The sequence below is a fragment of the Cryobacterium levicorallinum genome, from assembly GCF_004402405.1.
In the GTDB taxonomy this organism is placed as follows: Bacteria; Actinomycetota; Actinomycetes; order Actinomycetales; family Microbacteriaceae; genus Cryobacterium; species Cryobacterium levicorallinum.
Genome location: NZ_SOFE01000014.1, coordinates 305,900 through 323,744, shown reverse-complemented (window position 1 = coordinate 323,744; position 17,845 = coordinate 305,900). Strand labels below are relative to the sequence as shown.

Here is a 17,845-nt window from a genome sequence, read left to right as displayed (position 1 = left end):
CCCCTACAGCGCCTTGAGTTCCTCGGTCACCTGGGCGACGGACTTCTTCGCGTCGCCGAAGAGCATCGTGGTGTTGGCCGCGAAGAACAGGGGGTTCTCGATGCCGGCGAAGCCCGAGCTCATGGAACGTTTGAGCACGATCACCGACCGGGATTCGGTCACGTTGAGCACGGGCATGCCGAAGATGGGCGAGTTCGGGTCGTTGCGCGCCGCCGGGTTCGTGACGTCGTTGGCCCCGATGACGATGGTGACGTCCGTGCGTGAAAACTCGCCGTTGATGTCGTCCATTTCCTTCATGGCGTCGTAGGAGACGTCGGCCTCGGCGAGGAGCACGTTCATGTGCCCCGGCATACGCCCGGCTACCGGGTGGATCGCATACTTGACCTCGATACCCCGGGACTCGAGCACCTTGGCCATGTCTTTCACGGCGTGCTGGGCCTGGGCGACGGCGAGCCCATAGCCGGGCACGACGATGACCTGGTTGGCGTAGGCCAGCTTGATGGCGGCATCCGCCGCAGAAGTGGACTTCGCGTGCTGGTCACCGGTGCTCGTGGCCGAAACACCCTTGGAGCCGCCGCCGCCGAAGCCGCCGGCGACGATGGACAGAATCGACCGGTTCATGGCTTTGGCCATGAGGTTGGTGAGGATGGTACCGGATGCTCCGACGATCATGCCGGCGACGATCATCGCGATGTTGTTGAGCGCGAGCCCGGCCGCCGCCGCGGAGAGACCGGTGAGGGCGTTGAGCAGCGAGATGACCACGGGCATGTCGGCTCCGCCGATCGGGAGCACGGTCATAACCCCGAGGATGCCCGCCAGGATGAGGATCGCCACGAACCAAACCAGGTCAGCGCCGGTGGTGGTTGAGCCGATCCCGACGATGACGGCCGCGAGGGTGGCGCCGAGAAACAACATCGCGTTGAGCGGTTGTTGCAGGCGGCCGACCGACAGGGGGTGCCCTGGGAGAATCTGCTGAAGTTTCATGAAGGCGACGATCGAACCCCAGAACGACAGTGAGCCGATGATCGCCGCGAACAGGGAGGCGATGACGAGCGGGAGCACCGGGCCGGAGGCCGCGTGCAGGCCGGTGAAGCCGTCGCTTTCGATGAACTCGCCCCAGGCGATGAGCGCGACGGTTCCGCCGCCGACTCCGTTGAACAGCGCGACGAGCTGCGGTACTGCCGTCATCTTCACCTTGCGCGCGGGCGGGATGCCGAGGATCACGCCCACCACGAGAGCCGCGACGATGATCAGCCAGCTGCTGGTCTCGCGGATGTGGATCAGTGTCGCGACGACGGCGACGGCCATGCCGGCCGCAGCGATCTTGTTGCCGCGCACCGCGGACCTCGGGGCGGTCAGCCCGGAGAGCCCGAGGATGAACATGGCGAAAGCGACGATATAGAGGGCGTAGACGAGGATGTCCATGGTCAGTTCTTCCCGTCGGTCGCGGTGCTGGTGTTGGTGTCGACTGGGCGGGTTTTGAACATGGCGAGCATCCGGTCGGTCACGACGAAGCCGCCGATGACGTTGACGGTTCCGAACACGATGGCCACGAAGGAGATGATCTGCAGCGGAAGGCCCGGGTTGTGCGCGGTGCCGAGCACGACAAGGGCGCCGAGCACGACGATGCCGTGGATGGCGTTGGTTCCCGACATGAGCGGGGTGTGCAGCGTGTTCGGAACCTTGGAGATGACCGCGAAGCCGATGAAGCCCGAGAGCACGAGGATGGCGATGTTCGCCAGAAAGGAGTCCATGGGTTAGTTCCTGTTCGAGACTGAGTCACGTGTAACGCAGGAGAGCGCCACCACGTCGTCGGAATAGTCGGGGTCGAGTCGGCCGCCCGGCACGAGCAATTCGAGCAGGGCGGTGAGATTCTTCGAGTAGAGCTCACTCGCATGCTCGGGCATGGTCGAGGGCAGGTTGAGCGGGGACGCAATCGTGACACCATTGATGACGACGGTCTCGCCGGGAACGGTGAGCTCGCAGTTGCCGCCGGTCTCCCCGGCCATGTCGATGACGACACTGCCCGCTTTCATGCCGTGCACGGCGGCAGCGGTCACGAGCCGCGGTGCCGGGCGTCCCGGAACCAGCGCCGTCGTGATCACGACGTCGAAGGTGGAAATCGCGGCCTCGAGCGCCTTTTGCTGCTCGGCGCGCTCGTCGGCGGTGAGTTCGCGGGCATAGCCGCCGTCACCGGCAGCTGAGATACCCACGTCGAGCCACTGGGCTCCGACCGAACGCACCTGGTCGGCGACCTCCGGACGCACGTCATAGCCGGTTGCGCGACCGCCGAGCCTCTTGGCGGTCGCAAGAGCCTGCAGCCCGGCCACGCCAACGCCGAGCACGAGCACGCTCGCCGGCTTGACCGTGCCGGCGGCCGTGGTGAGCATCGGGAAGAACCGCGTGGAGAGCGACGCCGCGAGGATAACCGACTTGTAGCCGGCGACGTTCGCCTGCGACGAGAGGGCGTCCATGACCTGAGCCCGGGAGATGCGCGGGATCGCCTCGACCGCGTAGCCAACGATGCCGGCGTTCTGCAGGGCGGCGATTTTGTTCTCCGCATTGCGCGGTGCCAGGAACCCGATCAGGGTCGCGCCCGTCTTCAACCGAGCGATCTCGGCGTCGGTGGGCGGGGCGACCTTGAGCACGATGTCGGCGCTCCAGGCGTCGCCCAGGGTGGCACCGGCTTCGAGGTAGAGGTCGTCACCCATGAGGGCCTCTGCCCCCGCGCCGGATTCAACGACAACGTCGAGTCCCTTCGCGACGAGGGACGCGACGGCGCGCGGCACGAGGGCAACTCGCCGCTCATCCGCCCCGCTCTCGCGGACGACGCCGATACTGGGTGTTTCGGGGTGCAGTTGGGGATTCGGCATAGTGGGGCCTTTCGAAGCGGATGTCCGCACGATCGTCCTGAGGCGGCAAACATCCTTGCGGGGTGAACGCGGGCACCTGGGCCAAAAATGATGTTCCCGGCGCGTGCCCGAAGCGTCCACGGTCGGCAGAAGCTCCTGGGACGAACATAGCGGGATGGGGCGCGGGAGAGGCCCGATAAGTGGTCGCCGTTGATGAAAGATTCGGCTTTCTTAACAATGCAGCGGGTTGCCGGGGCTGACTTGAGACGTTTTCGCACATTGAGCAGTCAGCATCCGTGGAGCACTGTGGGCGTTCTTGGAAGGGCCGGGATGACCGCGCCCGATCCGAATGAGCGCTGCGGTAACCGGGGTAGCGCACACCGATTTCGGGCGCGGTCATACGCGGGTGGCGTATGCGCGGGTGGCGTATGCGCGGGTGGCGTATGCGCGGGTGGCGTATGCGCGGGTGGCGTATGCGCGGACCGCCGTAGAGTCGAAGCATCAATATTTTGCGCACGCAGCCCATAGACCGGGACATTTTGCGTCTCGCCGTACCCGCGCTCGGCGCGCTCGTGGCCGAGCCGCTGTTTCTGCTGGCGGATTCGGCGATGGTCGGGCACCTCGGCACCACTCCGCTGGCCGGACTCGGCCTGGCCAGCGCGGTGCTGCAGACCATCATCGGTCTCATGGTTTTTCTCGCCTACAGCACGACCCCGGCCGTGGCTCGCTGGCTCGGTGCGGGCGATTCCAAGAGGGCGGTGTCGGTCGGCATCGACGGGCTCTGGCTCGCCCTCGGCCTCGGCGTGGCGCTCGCGGCTGGCGGCCTGCTCGCCACCCCGGCGCTGGTCGGGGCGTTCGGCGCTGAATCCGCCGTGACAGCGGATGCCGCCACCTACCTCGGCATCTCCATGTTCGGCCTGCCCGCCATGCTGCTGGTGTTCGCGGCAACCGGCCTGCTGCGCGGCCTGCAGGACACCCGCACCCCGCTCTATGTGGCCGGCATCGGTTTCGGCGCGAACATCGCACTGAACTACGTGTTCATCTACCTGCTCGGCTGGGGCATCGCCGGGTCAGCCGTCGGCACCGTTGTGGCGCAGTGGGGCATGGTCGCTGTGTACCTCGTCGTGGTCACCCGGCATGCCCGACGCCACAGCGCCCCTCTTCGCCCGCACCGGGCTGGGCTTCTGCTGGGTGCCAGGAGCGGCGGCTGGCTGTTTGTGCGCACGCTGAGCCTGCGCGCCGCCATGCTGCTCGCCGTGTTCGTTGCCGCCCAGCTCGGCTCGCCCGAGCTCGCTGCCTTTCAGATTGCGATGACGTTGTTCGCGACCCTGGCGTTCGCCCTCGACGCCCTCGCGATCGCCGCCCAGGCCCTCGTCGGCCGCGGCCTCGGTGCCGGGGATGTGGCACAGGTTCGCGCCGTGCTGCGCCGCTGCCTGGAGTGGGGCGTGCTGGCCGGACTCGTCCTCGCCTTGGGCGTCATCGGCACGAGCGGGGTACTCGGGCACGCGTTCACCAATGCCTCAGCGGTAACTCAACTGCTGCCGCTGACCTTGATCGTGCTCGGGGCGTCCGTTCCCCTCGGCGCGGTCGTATTCGTGCTCGACGGCGTGCTCATCGGCGCCGGCGACGCCCGCTATCTCGCCCTGACCGGGCTGCTCAACCTCGCCGTGTTCGTGCCACTGGCCGCCGCTGTACTGGTCTGGGCTCCGGCGGGCGAGGCCGGGCTCGCGCTGCTCATGGCCGCGTTCGCGCTGGGCTATCTCGGTGCCCGTGCCGTGACGCTGTCGCTGCGCGCCCGCAGCCTGGCCTGGATGGTCGTCGGGGCCCACTAACCGCCTGCCGCGCACGCTTCCTGCTCGCGCGCGCGGTACGGCAAGCCCGCATGCACGAATCAGCAGCGCCCTGAGCGAGTGGCGATGCGCCCCGGAACGGGGGTTATATCTACCTAAAAAGGGGGTAGGCGAGGGCGTTCTGGCAGATACCGAGCGTCACGCGGTCGCCGAGCTGGGGCAGGTCGGGCGCTGCAATGCGCGCGCGCACCACCGTTTTCTCCGAATTAGCGAGGGCGAAAGTGACCAGGGCATCGTGGCCGGCGTAGGCGATGGCCACGACGTCGGCATCCGTTGTTGGCTGGGCCGAACCCCGCGCGCCCAGGGTCAGCCATTCCGGACGCAGCAGCACGCACACGCCCGTTCCGTCGGCGGGAGCGGATGCTGCGGTCCGCTCACCCCTCGGCGCACCCGACGACTGCGCTGGCACTGCCTGCGCGCCCATCCAGTCCGCCGCGAGCGAGCCGAGGGCACACTCGACCCGGCCGCCCCGCCACAAACCGTCGAGCTCGACGGTATCGCCGACGAAGCCGGCGACCCACGGATTGACCGGGCGCTCGTAGACATCCGCTGGCGTGCCGAACTGCAAAATCTCGCCGCCGCACATCACGGCGACGAAGTCTGCCAGCGACAGCGCCTCCTCCTGGTCGTGCGTCACGAGCAGGCTCGTGTTGTGCTGGCCGCGCAGCAGTGCCGCGACCTCGGTGCGCAGGGCGGAGCGCAGCAGCGGGTCGAGGGCGGCGAACGGCTCGTCGAGCAGCATCAGGTCGGGCCGCGGGGCGAGCGCCCGTGCCAGCGAGACCCGTTGGGCCTGCCCGCCGGAGAGCTGGGAGGGGGCGCGATCGACGAGTTCGGCCAGGCCAACGAGGGTGGCGAGCTCTGCAATGCGGGCCGCGCGGCTGGTCTGGCGATCGCGGTCGGGTGTGATCGGTGCGGGTGCGAGGTGGTTGTGCCCCGGCGCGACTGGGTGGTGCGCCAACGAAACTGTGCGCGGGTTCGCGGGCAGCGCCGCACCGGCCCTCAGCGAGGCCGGTCCTGTGCGGTTCGCGCGCCCCCGCTGCCTGAGTCCGGCAAGGAGCCCGGCGACTCGGCTCGGAGCCTCGCCCGGTTCGCAGTAGAGATCGTCGTTCTGCTTCGTACGCGGCAGCCCGAAGCCGATGTTCTCGCCGACAGTGAGGTGCGGAAACAGCGAGGCATCCTGCGGGACCCAGCCCATTCCGCGTTTCTCCGGCGCCCGCTGCACGCCGGGGCCGGTGACGAGGCGTCCACCGACGCTGATGGTGCCGGAGGCGACCGGCAACAAACCCGCGACGGCGCGCAGGAGCGTGGTCTTGCCGCATCCGCTTGGACCGAGAACGGCCACGAGCGAGCCGCGCGGAATGCGCAAACTGACGTCGTCAAGCACTCGGCGGTCACCGTAGGCGACGCGGAGCGCCTCGATCGTTACCCAGCCCACTAGTTCTCCCTTGCTGTGCCGCGGATGCCGCTAAGCAGCACCGCGGGCACCATCGCCACGAGCACGAGCGCCGCAGCGTACGGCGCCGCAGCGCCGAACTCGAACAGTGCCGTGCGACTCCACAACTCGGTGGCGAGCGTGGACACGCTCGTCGGCCGCAGCAGCAGCGTCGCTGGTAATTCTTTCATGGCCGAGATGGCCACAAGCAGTGCACCGATCGCGATGCCGGGCAGGGCGAGGCGCGCGGTGACCCGCCACCAGGCCTGAAACGGTGACAGGCCGAGCATGCGGGAGACGTCGCCGAGGCTCGTCGGCACCGCCGCGATACCGCTGCGCACGCTGCCAATCGCCCGCGGCATGAACAGAACGACGTAGGCAAAGACGAGCACGACGGAGGTTTGGTAGAACATCGGAACCGCGGCGAGCGCGAAGAATACGAGCGAGAGACCCACGACGATGCCTGGCAGGGCGTGGCCGAGAAACCCAACGGCCTCGATCACGGCGACCAGGCGACCGGAGTAGCGGGCCGCGAGCGCCGCGATCGGCAGCGCCACGAGCACGGCGACCACGGCGGCAGCGAGGGCGATCCCGAGGGTCGAACCGACGGCCTCGAGCAGCCGGGGAACGTCGATGGCGCGCAGGGTTTCGGCCTCGATCAGCCGGCTGAGCAGCCCGACCACGGGAACCACGACCCCGGCCAGCGGCGCGGCAACGAGCACTGCCACGTAAAAGGGCCCATTGCGGCCGGGCGCGCGGGAAGGCATGGTGCTGCGGCCGGGAACGCTGGCGACCTGACGGCGGCTGCGGCGTTCGCCGGCCACGACCACGAGGGCGAGCACCACGAGCACGAGGGCGAGCAGCGCGGCCTGGTTGCGGTCGAAGCTTGCGCCGTAGGCGGCGTTGATTCCCCAGGTCAGCGTCTGCAAACGCAGCATCGAGACGAGCCCGAAATCGCTCAGTGAGTAGAGGCAGACCAACAGCGCGCCGGCAATCGCGGCCGGGCGAATCTGCGGCCAGGTCGCCGCCGCAAAGGCCCGCAGCGGACCGCGACCCAGGGTGCGGGCCACCAATTCCAGATCAGCGGATGCCCCGCGCAGCGCCGCCGCGACCGGCAGCGTCACGTAGGGGGTGCAGACCATGGTCATGACGAACCAGCTGGCCCAGAAGCCGTTAAGGTGCGGAAACCACACCAGCCAGCCGTAGGCGGCGAGGTAGCTCGGCACCGCGAGCGGCAGCGCCGAGACCAGCAGGAGCGTGCGCTGGAACGGCAAGCGAATGCGAGTGAGGATCCAGGCGCAGATCGTGCCGAGCACGAGAGCGGACAGGGTGACGGCGGCGGCGAGCAGCGCGGTGTTGATCGTGAGCTGCAGCACTCGCGGGCGCACGAGGGTATCGAGAAGTTCGGTCAGACCGGCCTCGGTCGTGCGCACCACCAGGTAGACCAGCGGGATGGCGGCCGTTGCGGCGCAGAGCGCAGCGACGGCCAGCAGCCAGGGCGGGGCACCGAAGCGGTACCGGGCTGGCGCGCGGGTCGCGGCCGTTTCCGGCGGCGGGATCAGTAGTTCGGTCATGCGCGCGGCCCGGGTGATCGGGCGGCTCGGGGAGCGGCCACCGGTGGGGTCGGGCGCAGCTCTCCGCAGCGGCTGGCGCTCCGAGACCGGGCAGGCGCCGGGGCATCCGCTTTGGTAAAGGGTAGGGCGCGGCTGCCGACCTGAGCCCGCAACCGCGCCTTCACTGCTTTAATATTAGATCAGGCCGTGCTTGCCCAGCAGGGTCTGGGTGTCTTCGAGGGTGTCGAGGTCGGCGAGGTCGAGGTCGGGGTTGACCAGCGAGTCGAGCGCCGGCAGGCCAGCCGGGGCGTCGATGCCAGCGATCAACGGGTACTCGAATGTCTCATCCACGAAGTACTGCTGCGCCTTCGCGCCGACCAGGTAGTCGATGAATTCGAGCGCGTCGGCGTCTTCGGCTGCTCCGGCGAGCAGGCCGGCCCCGGCCACGTTCACGATGGATCCAGCGTCTCCAGCTTCGGGGTAAGAGAGCTGAGCACGCATGTTTTCTTCGCCGGTCTCGGCGGCCATGGCAAACCAGTAGTAGTGATTGAGCAGTCCGGCCTCGATCACACCGTCATTGACGGCGGCGAGAATGGCGCGGTTGTTGTCGAAGATGACCGGGCTGTTCGCGGCGATGGCGGCGACCCACTCATCGGCTGCTTCTTCGCCGTTCAGCACACGGTAGGCGGTGACGAAGGCCTGGAAGCTCGCATTGGTCGGCGCGATTCCGAATTTTCCGGCCCACGCCGGGTCGGTGAAGGCGTCAACGGATGTTGGCACCTCGGCCGCGCTCATCGCCTCGCTATCGTAGGCGATCACGCGGGCCCGGCCGGTGACGCCGACCCAGGTGTCGTCGGTCGAGGTGAATCCGACCGGGACCGCGTCGGTCGTCTCGGCGGGAAGCGTGGCAAACAGGTCGGCGTTGGCGAGAGCACCGAGCGCTCCGGCGTCCTGCGCGAGGAAGACCTGGGCGGGCGTGGCGTCGCCCTCCTCGAGCAGCAACGCGCCGAGCTCGGCGGTGTTGCCGTAACGAACCTCGACGCTGATGCCGCTGGTCTCTTCGAACTGATCGATGAGCGGCTGGATGAGCGCTTCGTCGCGACCGGAGTAGAGCGTGAAGGCTCCGTCGCTCGTGGCCCCTTCTGCCGTTGGCTCGGCGGCTTGGGTGCACCCGGCGAGGGCAAGAACGGTGGCGCCGGCAACGAGGGCGGCGAGGGAGAGCGGGATGCGCATGTGACTCCAAGGACGGGGTTTGATTGACTAAGGTAAGGCTACGCTAACCCGCTGAGCAACGCCAATCGGCGGGGCCTTCGGGCGTCATGCGCCGGTGTCAGGCAGGTCCTAAACGAGAACCACCGCAAGCGAGGTCACCCTGAGCATTCAGTGCCATCTCCACCCTCTGTGGGAACTTCTCGTTGTAGCGTTAAGGTTCCCACCCACCCGCTGTCGAGGCCTCCCGCCCGCCACTTGAGGAGCCCGATGACCAACTCCCCCGTGATTACCACCGCCACACGCTCGGGCCTGATCGGCTGGCGCAACGCCGTGTTCGCAGCGTTCTTTGTCTCCGGACTGGGCCTGGCCAGCTGGATGGCGCGGGTTCCCGCCGTCCGCGACGGCCTGGGCCTCGATACCGCGCAGGTCGGCATCCTCATCTTCGGCCTCTCGGCCGGTTCGGTCGTCGGACTGCTGATCGCAGCCGGCCTGCTCGCCCGCCTCGGCGCACGCCGCGCCATGCTGGTCAGCATCTCGCTGTCGGCGACCGGACTCGTGTTCATGGGCGTCGGCGTCAGCCTCGCGCCCTCGGCCCCGTTCGTGTTCGCTGCCCTCGCCGTGTTCGGCGTGGGCATGGGATCCCTCGACGTCATGATGAACGTCGAGGGCGCGGCCGCCGAGCGGGCCATCGGCCGCACTCTGATGCCACTCATGCACGCCTGCTTCAGCCTCGGCACGGTGGTCGGCGCGCTCGGCGGCGCCGCGGCATCCGCTTGGCAGGTTTCGGTGTTCTGGCATCTGCTGGTCATGGCCGCACTCGTTCTGGGCACCGTTCTCGTGGCCGTGCGGTTCCTACCGGCCGCCATCGAAATCGATACTGAAGCGGATGCCCCGCGCCTCGCCTGGCGCGCGCGCCTGCAGGGCAGCCTCGCCGTCTGGCGTGATCGCAAACTGCTGCTGATCGGGCTGATCGTGCTCGGCATGACATTCGCCGAGGGCTCGGCGAACGACTGGCTGGCCCTCGCCTCGGTCGATGGACACGGCCTCAGCAACACCGACGGCGCCATCGTGTTCGGGGTATTCGTGGCCGCGATGACCGTGGGCCGCGTGATCGGTGGCCCCCTGCTCGACCGGTTCGGCCGGGTGCTCGTGCTGCGGGCCTGCGCCGGAATCGGCATCGCGGGGCTCGTACTGTTCATCCTCGCGCCGAACACCCCGCTCGTTTTTGTCGGTACAATCCTCTGGGGTATCGGCGCCTCGCTCGGTTTTCCGGTGGGCATGTCGGCGGCCGCGGACGACACCAAGAACGCTGCGGCGCGGGTGAGCGCCGTCGCCATCATCGGCTACGGTGCTTTTCTGGTCGGACCGCCCGTGCTCGGACTGCTCGGCGAAGCCTGGGGAATCCTCAACGCGCTGTACCTGGTTTTGGTGCTGATGGTGCTGGCCGGGCTGGCCGCCCCGGCGGCACGGCCCCACGCCGCGTGAGTCACGGCACAGAAGGCTACGTCGGCTGGTGTGGTTCCTCGCCACATCGAAGCACCCGCCGCTAGCGCCAAGGGGGGACAGACCCATAGGGTGAAGTGCTGTCTACGGAACCAGGCTGGCTTGCACACTCAGAGACGAGAAGACGATGGGCCCGACCCCGACTCACCTGCCGACCCCTCGTAATGCCCCTCGATCGCAGACCGATGAACCCGGCGATGAAGTAGCCCTGTTCCTGGCTACGGGGCCGGCCGGTGATACGGGGCTCGGACCTCTGCTGGAACGGATCCTGCTGCGCGCCGCCCAGTTGCTGGGATGCGCCATGGGATCGATCTGCACTATTGATGAGACCGCTCAGGTCTACCGCAAAGAGGTCGACCTCGGCGACGAATGCCGGGCTGGCCAAGTCTTCTCACTGGATGAAGGCGTCACCGGAGCAGTCGTGCGAGCCGGTGGATCCGTTGTGTTCAGTGAGTACTCCAAAGTGCCGGGCGGTCATCTCGGCCGGGACGACGCCCGCTACCAGCGCCCAGTCATCGGCGTGCCGATCAGGCTTCCTTCCGGGGTCATCGGCGCCTGCGTGGTCTTTGCCAATACCTCCGAGCGCCTCTTCACCAGCCAGGACGCCCGGATACTCGAACGTTTCGCCGCTCAGGCGGCCGCCGCCATCGCCGACTTCCGTCTGCACACCGTGGCCATCGAGGTCAACATCAATCTGGCCGAGTTTCACACGTCCGAGCGTGCAGCGCTGGCCCACAGATTCGGGCTGCCGGGCGGCGACGATCCGTGCAGACCGACGCACGTATCGATCGGGCGCCTGACCGAGACACACCCCCCTCGGGTGCTCGTCATGCACGAACGACCGGTGATCCGCGCCGGCTTGGTCCACCTGCTCACGCAGGAGGGGACGGGCATCCAGGTGATCGCCGAGTGCGGCGACGCTGCCGGCGCCCTCGCTGCGGCACGGTATCTGCAGCCCGACGTCGTGGTCACTGACATCGATCTGGTCGACCTGCCAGGCACCGACCTGCCAGACACCGACCTGATCGAGGCGCTGGCTCGCACCAGTCCGGGCACGGCCGTCGTGCTCCTGGTCGGAGACCCACACGACGAACGAATCCGGCGCGCGGCCCACTCTGGCGCCCGCGGGTTCCTGAACCGATCCGCCGAGGGGCATTCGCTCGTGCGAGCGGTCGACTCGGCCGTTGCCGGCGATGCTGTTCTGTCGCGCTCCCTACTGGAAATGTGGGGCGAACCGGCCGATCCCGCCCTCCTCACGTCCCGCGAGCGGGAGGTGCGCCGGCTGGTGGAGGGAGGACTCCGGGACAAGCAGATCGGTACGGAACTTGGCATCTCGGTAAAAACCGTCGAAAAACACGTCGGCACGATCCTCAGGAAGACGGGAGCAGCCAACCGCACAATGCTGGCCGGGCTGGCCCATCCGCATCATTCCTGAACGGATGCCGACGACGACCAGGGATTTCCCCCAAAGCGAATGGGGGGACTCCCCGATAGCGCGCGATGCGCGTGCCGGTTTAACGTGGGACGAAGCCAAAGGAGGCCGTCGTGCCAGTTGTTTCCCTGAAGGAAATCGTCGACCGGGCGTTCGATGCCCGCTACGGCGTGCCTGCTGTCAACGTGTTCAACGACCTCACCATGCAGGGGGTGCTGGTTGCCGCAGTCGAAGTTCGCTCGCCGATCATCGTGCAGACGTCGGTCAAGACCGTGCGCTCGATCGGCGCGAAGGTGCTGTTCGCTATGTGGCAATCCATGACCGCCGACATCGACGTGCCCGTCGCCCTGCACCTCGACCACTGCCCCGACCGTGACGTGATCAGCGAGTGCCTGGCCATCGGCTGGAACTCGGTGCTCTTCGACGCGTCCCAGCTGCCCGTGGCCGAGAACCAGCGCCAAACCATTGAGGTGGTCAAGGAGGCCCGAGGCTACGGAGCCCATGTCGAGGGTGAGATTGAATCCATCACCGGCGTCGAAGACGGTGTCGGCTCCGATCAGACCGCGGCGCGGCAGACCCTTGACGTATCCCTCGCGTTCATTGAAGCGACCGGCGTCGATGTCTTCGCTCCGTCCATCGGCAACGCCCACGGCGTCTACAAATCGAAACCCGTTTTGGACTTCGACCGGGTCAGCGATCTGGTGGCGGCGCATCCAATACCCATCGCCCTGCACGGCGGCACCGGAATGACGGACGCCCAATTCCACGACCTGATCCAGCGCGGCTGTTCCAAGGTGAACATCTCTACCGCCCTCAAGGTGACCTATCTGCAATCCACCCTGGCCAACCTGCGGTTCGCCGAAGAGGCCGACAAATGGGACCCGCCGACGCTTTTTCGCGCTGTGAGTGGCGATGTCGTCGACCTCACAACGGGCCTGGCCCGCACGTTCGGCTCGGCCGGCCAGGCCTGGTAAGCGATGCCGGCACTGATCTTCGACTGCGACGGCGTACTCGCCGACACCGAACGCCACGGACACCTGCCCGCCTTCAACGCCAGCTTCGCGGAGTTCGGACTGCCCGTGCACTGGAGCGAGGAGGATTACGCCGAGAAGTTGCTGATCGGCGGTGGCAAGGAACGCCTTACGAGCCTGCTCACGCCGGACTTCGTTCAGGCGGCCCATCTTCCCGCCGATCCGGCCCGGCAACAAGAAACCGTCGCCACCTGGCATCGGCGCAAGACCCAGATTTACACCGACCTGATCGCTGTCGGAGCGCTGCCCGCCCGCCCGGGGATCGCCCGGATCGTCGCCGAGGCGGCTGCTGCCGGCTGGATGCTCGCGGTCGCCTCAACCTCGGCCGAACCCTCCGTGCGGGCAGTGCTGACCCACGCGGTGGGCGAGTCCCTGGCCGCGCAGTTCCAAGTATTCGCGGGAGACATCGTGGCCGCCAAGAAACCTGCGCCGGACATCTACGCCTATGCCTTGGAGCACCTCGGCGTGAGCACCGACGAGGCGATCGTCATCGAGGACAGCAACAACGGCCTGCGCGCCGCCCGCGCTGCCGGGTTGCGCACCCTCGTCACAGTGAGCAGTTACACCGTCGATGAGAACTTTGACGGTGCTGCCCTCGTCGTCACCTCGCTCGGCGACCCGGATGGCGAACTCGCAACCGTGCTGGGCTCTCCTGCCGGCGTGGTGCCGAACGGTTTCGTGACGCTGGGCGACCTTTCGATGCTGCTGCGCGCCCCCAACCAGGAGGAAGAATCATGACCAGTTCCCTGAACGCGACTGAATTCGTGGTGCGCTCCATCGCCGAGGAGGCCCTCGTCAACGAGAAATACTTCGGCGAACTTGACTCAGTTGTCGGTGACGGGGACTTCGGCTACTCTCTGGCCCGCGGTTTCGAGGTTGTGCTCTCCGGCTGGGACGGCGTTGACCGCACGGACCCCGGGGTATTCCTGAGCAAGATCGCGATTGTCATCACCAGCACCATCGGGGGAACGTCGGGGCCGCTCTGGGGAACGGCATTCCTGCGCGCCGGCACCGCGCTCAAGGGCCGAAACGAGATCAGCCCGGCGGACACCATCACCGCGCTGCGCGCGGCCATCGAAGGGATCAAGTACCGCGGTAAGTCCGATGTCGGTGACAAAACCCTGCTCGATGCTTTTGTGCCCGCCGTCGACACGCTCGAGGCCGCATTTGCGGCCGGCGACGACGCCAAGACTGCTCTGGGCAAGATGGCGGTCTCCGCTCGGGAGGCCGCACAAGCCACGAGCCTGCTCCAGGCCCGGCGCGGGCGCGCGAGCTACACCGGCGAGCGCAGCGTGGGATCGCCCGACGCTGGCGCGATCGCCATTGCTGTGCTGGTCGAGCGCCTCGCCCGAACCTGGGCCAACTAGCCCACCGATAACCATCCGATCCCGACAACGACGTGGAGACATCATGAAGAAGTTCATCAACGACCCCCAGCAGTTCGTTCCCGAGATGCTCGAGGGCATCGCGCTCGCGAACCCCGACACCCTGCGCTACGTTCCCGAGTATCACCTCATCCATCGAGCGGATGCCCCCAACCACGACAAGGTCACCATCATTCAGGGCTCCGGCTCCGGTCATGAGCCAGCCCACGTGATGACGGTCGGTAAGGGGATGCTGGACGGCGCGTGCCCTGGAGACGTCTTTGCCGCCCCGCCGATCGACTTCATTATCGAGTCCACCAAGCTCCTCGCCTCCGACAAGGGGGTGCTGCTCCTGGTCAACAACTACACCGGAGACCGGATGGCGTTCGAGATGGCCGAGGAGGCATCCAGCGCCGACGGCATCCAGGTGCGCACGCTGTTCATCGACGATGACGTGTCGGTGCAGGACTCCACCTACACCGTCGGCCGCCGCGGCGTGGCCGGCAACTTCTTCGTGATGAAGGCCGTTGGAGCCGCGGCGGAGTCCGGTGCCGACCTCGACGAGCTGGTGCGCATCGGCGAAAAGGTCAATTCCGTCACCCGCACCATGGGTGTCGCGCTGACGGCCTGCACTCCTCCCGCCCGGGGGGAACCCCTGTTTGCCCTCGGCGACGACGAGATCGAGATCGGCGTCGGCATCCACGGCGAACCGGGGCGACGCCGGGCCAAATGGATGCCCGCCGACGAGATCGTGGACGAGCTGCTCAGCGCGATCGTTCCCGACCTGCCATTCGTCAGCGGGGACCGGGTCGCCGTGATGGTGAACGGCCTCGGCGGCACGCCGATCAGTGAGCTGTACATTCTCTACGGGATCATCCACAAGCGGCTCACCGCGCTGGGCATGACCGTGGGACGTAACTATGTCGGCGAGTACTGCACCTCGCTCGACATGGCCGGTGCCTCGATCACGCTGGTGCGACTCGACGACGAGATAACGGCACTACTCGCCGCCCCGGCCGAGATCGCAATGCGAGTTTTCTGAGCCGCCCGACCCGTGAGCGCGGTCGCCGAGGCCCGTGAGCGCGGTCGCCGAGGCCCGTGCCGATGAGAGGCCGAAGGCGACCAGGATAAACTCGTTCAGTGCGCCTTGTAATTGCGAAATGCTCCGTTGACTATGCCGGGCGTCTTAGCGCGCACCTGCCGCTGGCCACCCGTCTGCTGATGATCAAGTCCGATGGCAGCGTGCTCGTGCACTCCGACGGCGGCTCCTACAAACCGCTGAACTGGATGAGCCCACCCTGCTCGATCGCCATCTCCGAGCCCGACGGCGATCAAGCGGATGCCGGAATCACCGCCCTCTGGACGGTCACCCACGGCAAGACCGCCGACCAGCTCGTGGTCAGCGTGTACGAGGTGCAGCACGACTCGGCGCACGAGCTCGGCATCGACCCCGGCCTGATCAAGGACGGCGCGGAGTCGCACCTGCAGAAGCTGTTGGCCGAGCACATTCATCTGCTCGGCGAGGGTTTCACCTTCGTGCGCCGTGAGTACATGACCGCCATCGGGCCGGTCGATATCCTCGCGCAGGATGCCGCCGGCCGATCTGTCGCGGTAGAACTCAAGCGAAATGGCGATATCGACGGGGTGGAGCAGCTCACGCGCTACCTCGAACTCATGAATCGCGACCCGCATTTGGCGCCGGTCAGTGGGGTTTTTGCGGCGCAGACGATCAAACCGCAGGCCCGCAAGTTGGCGGAGGATCGCGGCATCCGCTGTCTGCTCCTCGACTACGACGCCATGCGCGGCCTCGACGACACGGCCTCGAAACTCTTTTAGGGCAGCGGGCGCCCGCGGGCCGCAAGGTACAACGCGAACCACTCGTCGCGGGTCATCGCCGCTGCCTGCGCGGCTGCATCCCCGCAGGCCCGAATGCGCGCCGGATCGCTCGATCCGAGGACGGGATCGATGTGCGCGGGGTGTCGCATCAGCCAGCCGAGAACGATGGCCTCGCGGGTCGTGTTCTTCGCCTCGGCCAGCGTCTGCACCAAAGCGGATGCCGCCTCCTCGGCCGCCGCGCCCGGCGCCCCGGAATACCGGCCCTGCGCGAGCGCGCCCCAGGCCTGCAGCCGCACCCCATTACTCGCGCAGTACTCCAGCGTGCCGTGCGGAAAGGTGTTGTCGGCGCCGTCCGGGTGGTTGACCAGCACCGTGCTGTCGACCCAGTCGCGCTTGAGCAGGCTCATCTCAAGCTGGTTCACCACGATCGGCAGGTCGATCTCGCGCTGGAGGAACGCGATCTGCGCTCCCGACATGTTCGAGACGCCGAGCGCGCGAATTTTTCCGGCGGCGTGCAGGTCGGTCACCGCCGCAGCGACAACGGCCGGTTCGAGCAACGGATCGGGCCGGTGCAGCAGCAGCGTGTCGACGTAGTCAACGTCCAGGCGCGCGAGGCTGTCGTCGACGCGCGCCACGATCGCCCCGAGGTCGTAGGGAGCGTGCTCTGCATCCAAGCGGATGCCGCACTTCGTCTGAATCTCGATGCGCTCGCGCAGTCCCGGCGAGCGTTTCAGAACCTCACCGAACACCTGCTCCGCCTTGCCAAAGCGGTAAATGTCGGCGTGGTCGAACACCGTTATGCCGATGGACAGCGCGGCCTCGACCGCGGCGACGGCCTGATCGATCGCGGCCGGGGTGACCGGCCCGGGCGTCCAGTCGCCGCCGAGTCCCATGCAGCCGTAGATCAGGCGGTCGGGCGGAGACAGCGTCATACGGATTCCTTTGTGAGGGGGAACGAAAAGGCTAGCGCCTCACTAACCGTACGAATGCTGAGAAAATGGGTAAATGGGACACTTTTTCGGCTGACCGCCTAGGCTATGCCGAATGAACGCAACATTGACGCGCACCTGGAGCGCCATTCTCTTCGACCTTGACGGAACCATCACGGATTCCGCCCCGGCTATCACCAGCTCTCTGGCCCGCACGTTTACGCTGCTCGGCCGCCCGGTGCCCTCCGCTGCCCAACTGCTCGCCTACGTCGGCCCACCCATGTTCGACGCCTTTCAGGAATACGCCGGCATGACCCCCGCCGAAGCCGTCGAAGCCATCGCCGTCTACCGCGCCGAGTACCACGGCGCCGCCGCGCTCGACACGGCTGTCTTTCCCGGCGTCGCCGGCCTGCTCGAACGTATCCACGCGGCCGGAATTCCGCTCGCCCTGGCCACCAGCAAGCCCGAGCTCAGTGCGATCGCCATTCTCACGCACTTCGACCTCGCCAAGTACTTCACGGCCACCGTCGGTGCCTCCGCCGACGACACCCGCAGCAACAAGGCCGACATCGTCGCAGAGGCGCTCGCCCGCCTGGCCGCGACCGGCGTAGACACCGGCGGCGCCGTCCTGGTCGGCGACCGCAGCTACGACGCCATCGGCGCGCAGGCGAATGGCATTCCGGCGATTCTGGTGGAGTGGGGCTACGGCTCGCCAGCCGAGGCCGAGGCGGCGACCGCGGTCGTGCACTCGACCGACCAGCTCCGCAAGCTGCTGCTCGGCTGAGGCCATCGCGAACCAGGCGGAACCCCCACGCGGTTCACCTCGCATTTGCCTCGTGTTCACCGGGAGG

At 67.4% G+C, this 17,845-nt stretch carries 16 protein-coding genes; 9 read left to right on the top strand and 7 right to left on the bottom strand.

Annotation, left to right across the window (positions count from 1 at the left end):
- Positions 1-3 precede the first annotated feature (3 nt).
- The 3 genes from E3O11_RS08810 to E3O11_RS08800 are packed head-to-tail and all read right to left on the bottom strand — an operon-like array spanning position 4 to position 2,873.
- Positions 4-1,425: an NAD(P)(+) transhydrogenase (Re/Si-specific) subunit beta gene (locus tag E3O11_RS08810; RefSeq protein WP_092448112.1), complete on the bottom strand. Its 1,422-nt coding sequence runs from the start codon at positions 1,423-1,425 to the stop codon at positions 4-6.
- 2 nt (positions 1,426-1,427) lie between these two features.
- On the bottom strand, positions 1,428-1,754 hold the full coding sequence (locus E3O11_RS08805) for an NAD(P) transhydrogenase subunit alpha part 2 (RefSeq protein WP_092448111.1): 327 nt from the start codon (positions 1,752-1,754) through the stop codon (positions 1,428-1,430).
- A gap of 3 nt (positions 1,755-1,757) precedes the next feature.
- Positions 1,758-2,873, bottom strand: a complete 1,116-nt coding sequence (locus E3O11_RS08800; protein WP_092448110.1) for an NAD(P) transhydrogenase subunit alpha — start codon at positions 2,871-2,873, stop codon at positions 1,758-1,760.
- A gap of 488 nt (positions 2,874-3,361) precedes the next feature.
- Between E3O11_RS08800 and E3O11_RS08790 the strand changes: the two genes are divergently transcribed.
- Entirely contained in the window at positions 3,362-4,684 is a 1,323-nt protein-coding gene (locus E3O11_RS08790) for an MATE family efflux transporter (protein ID WP_092448109.1), read from the top strand.
- Between the two features lie 109 nt (positions 4,685-4,793).
- On the opposite strand, the gene E3O11_RS08785 is transcribed toward E3O11_RS08790, so the two are convergent.
- From E3O11_RS08785 to E3O11_RS08775, 3 genes are all read right to left on the bottom strand, one after another.
- The gene (locus E3O11_RS08785) at positions 4,794-6,137 is read right to left on the bottom strand and encodes an ABC transporter ATP-binding protein (protein WP_092448108.1); all 1,344 of its coding nucleotides are present in this window, start codon (positions 6,135-6,137) and stop codon (positions 4,794-4,796) included.
- Positions 6,137-7,708, bottom strand: coding sequence for an ABC transporter permease (locus E3O11_RS08780; protein WP_092448107.1), 1,572 nt, complete (start codon positions 7,706-7,708; stop codon positions 6,137-6,139). Before E3O11_RS08780 ends, E3O11_RS08785 begins: the two co-directional genes overlap by 1 nt.
- 174 nt (positions 7,709-7,882) lie before the next feature.
- Positions 7,883-8,920: an extracellular solute-binding protein gene (locus E3O11_RS08775; RefSeq protein ID WP_092448106.1), complete on the bottom strand. Its 1,038-nt coding sequence runs from the start codon at positions 8,918-8,920 to the stop codon at positions 7,883-7,885.
- Between the two features lie 246 nt (positions 8,921-9,166).
- On the opposite strand from E3O11_RS08775, the gene E3O11_RS08770 reads away from it, so the two are divergent.
- The 7 genes from E3O11_RS08770 to nucS all read left to right on the top strand — a co-directional run bounded on the left by E3O11_RS08770 (position 9,167) and on the right by nucS (position 16,065).
- A complete protein-coding gene (locus E3O11_RS08770; RefSeq protein WP_092448105.1) occupies positions 9,167-10,384 on the top strand; it encodes an MFS transporter in 1,218 nt (405 codons plus the stop codon).
- Positions 10,385-10,529: 145 nt separating this feature from the next.
- Complete coding sequence (locus E3O11_RS08765) at positions 10,530-11,837, top strand: GAF domain-containing protein (protein ID WP_092448104.1); 1,308 nt, start codon at positions 10,530-10,532, stop codon at positions 11,835-11,837.
- A 110-nt stretch (positions 11,838-11,947) separates the two neighbouring features.
- Complete coding sequence (locus tag E3O11_RS08760) at positions 11,948-12,808, top strand: class II fructose-bisphosphate aldolase (protein ID WP_092448103.1); 861 nt, start codon at positions 11,948-11,950, stop codon at positions 12,806-12,808.
- Between the two features lie 3 nt (positions 12,809-12,811).
- Positions 12,812-13,603: an HAD-IA family hydrolase gene (locus E3O11_RS08755; protein WP_092448102.1), complete on the top strand. Its 792-nt coding sequence runs from the start codon at positions 12,812-12,814 to the stop codon at positions 13,601-13,603.
- Positions 13,600-14,232, top strand: a complete 633-nt coding sequence (gene dhaL, locus E3O11_RS08750) for a dihydroxyacetone kinase subunit DhaL (protein ID WP_092448101.1) — start codon at positions 13,600-13,602, stop codon at positions 14,230-14,232. The genes E3O11_RS08755 and dhaL overlap by 4 nt, the downstream gene beginning before the upstream one ends.
- A 43-nt stretch (positions 14,233-14,275) precedes the next feature.
- Positions 14,276-15,271 carry a dihydroxyacetone kinase subunit DhaK gene (dhaK, locus tag E3O11_RS08745; RefSeq protein WP_092448100.1) on the top strand — a complete coding sequence of 332 codons (996 nt, stop codon included), beginning with the start codon at positions 14,276-14,278 and terminating at the stop codon, positions 15,269-15,271.
- A gap of 98 nt (positions 15,272-15,369) precedes the next feature.
- Complete coding sequence (gene nucS, locus E3O11_RS08740; RefSeq protein ID WP_092448099.1) at positions 15,370-16,065, top strand: endonuclease NucS; 696 nt, start codon at positions 15,370-15,372, stop codon at positions 16,063-16,065.
- Here nucS and E3O11_RS08735 read toward each other — a convergent pair.
- Complete coding sequence (locus tag E3O11_RS08735) at positions 16,062-16,997, bottom strand: aldo/keto reductase (protein ID WP_092448098.1); 936 nt, start codon at positions 16,995-16,997, stop codon at positions 16,062-16,064. The two genes, nucS and E3O11_RS08735, sit on opposite strands and share 4 nt — an antisense overlap.
- Positions 16,998-17,109: 112 nt before the next feature.
- On the opposite strand from E3O11_RS08735, the gene E3O11_RS08730 reads away from it, so the two are divergent.
- Positions 17,110-17,778, top strand: a complete 669-nt coding sequence (locus tag E3O11_RS08730; protein WP_092448097.1) for an HAD hydrolase-like protein — start codon at positions 17,110-17,112, stop codon at positions 17,776-17,778.
- The last annotated feature ends 67 nt before the right edge of the window (positions 17,779-17,845 follow it).

Excerpts from the sequence above, each read along its gene's own strand:
- E3O11_RS08810 (WP_092448112.1), bottom strand. The coding sequence starts at position 1,425 with ATGGACATCCTCGTCTACGCCCTCTATATCGTCGCTTTCGCCATGTTC.
- E3O11_RS08805 (WP_092448111.1), bottom strand. The coding sequence starts at position 1,754 with ATGGACTCCTTTCTGGCGAACATCGCCATCCTCGTGCTCTCGGGCTTC.
- E3O11_RS08800 (WP_092448110.1), bottom strand. The coding sequence starts at position 2,873 with ATGCCGAATCCCCAACTGCACCCCGAAACACCCAGTATCGGCGTCGTC.
- E3O11_RS08780 (WP_092448107.1), bottom strand. The coding sequence starts at position 7,708 with ATGACCGAACTACTGATCCCGCCGCCGGAAACGGCCGCGACCCGCGCG.
- E3O11_RS08775 (WP_092448106.1), bottom strand. The coding sequence starts at position 8,920 with ATGCGCATCCCGCTCTCCCTCGCCGCCCTCGTTGCCGGCGCCACCGTT.
- E3O11_RS08770 (WP_092448105.1), top strand. The coding sequence starts at position 9,167 with ATGACCAACTCCCCCGTGATTACCACCGCCACACGCTCGGGCCTGATC.
- E3O11_RS08765 (WP_092448104.1), top strand. The coding sequence starts at position 10,530 with ATGGGCCCGACCCCGACTCACCTGCCGACCCCTCGTAATGCCCCTCGA.
- E3O11_RS08755 (WP_092448102.1), top strand. The coding sequence starts at position 12,812 with ATGCCGGCACTGATCTTCGACTGCGACGGCGTACTCGCCGACACCGAA.
- dhaL (WP_092448101.1), top strand. The coding sequence starts at position 13,600 with ATGACCAGTTCCCTGAACGCGACTGAATTCGTGGTGCGCTCCATCGCC.
- dhaK (WP_092448100.1), top strand. The coding sequence starts at position 14,276 with ATGAAGAAGTTCATCAACGACCCCCAGCAGTTCGTTCCCGAGATGCTC.
- E3O11_RS08735 (WP_092448098.1), bottom strand. The coding sequence starts at position 16,997 with ATGACGCTGTCTCCGCCCGACCGCCTGATCTACGGCTGCATGGGACTC.
- E3O11_RS08730 (WP_092448097.1), top strand. The coding sequence starts at position 17,110 with ATGAACGCAACATTGACGCGCACCTGGAGCGCCATTCTCTTCGACCTT.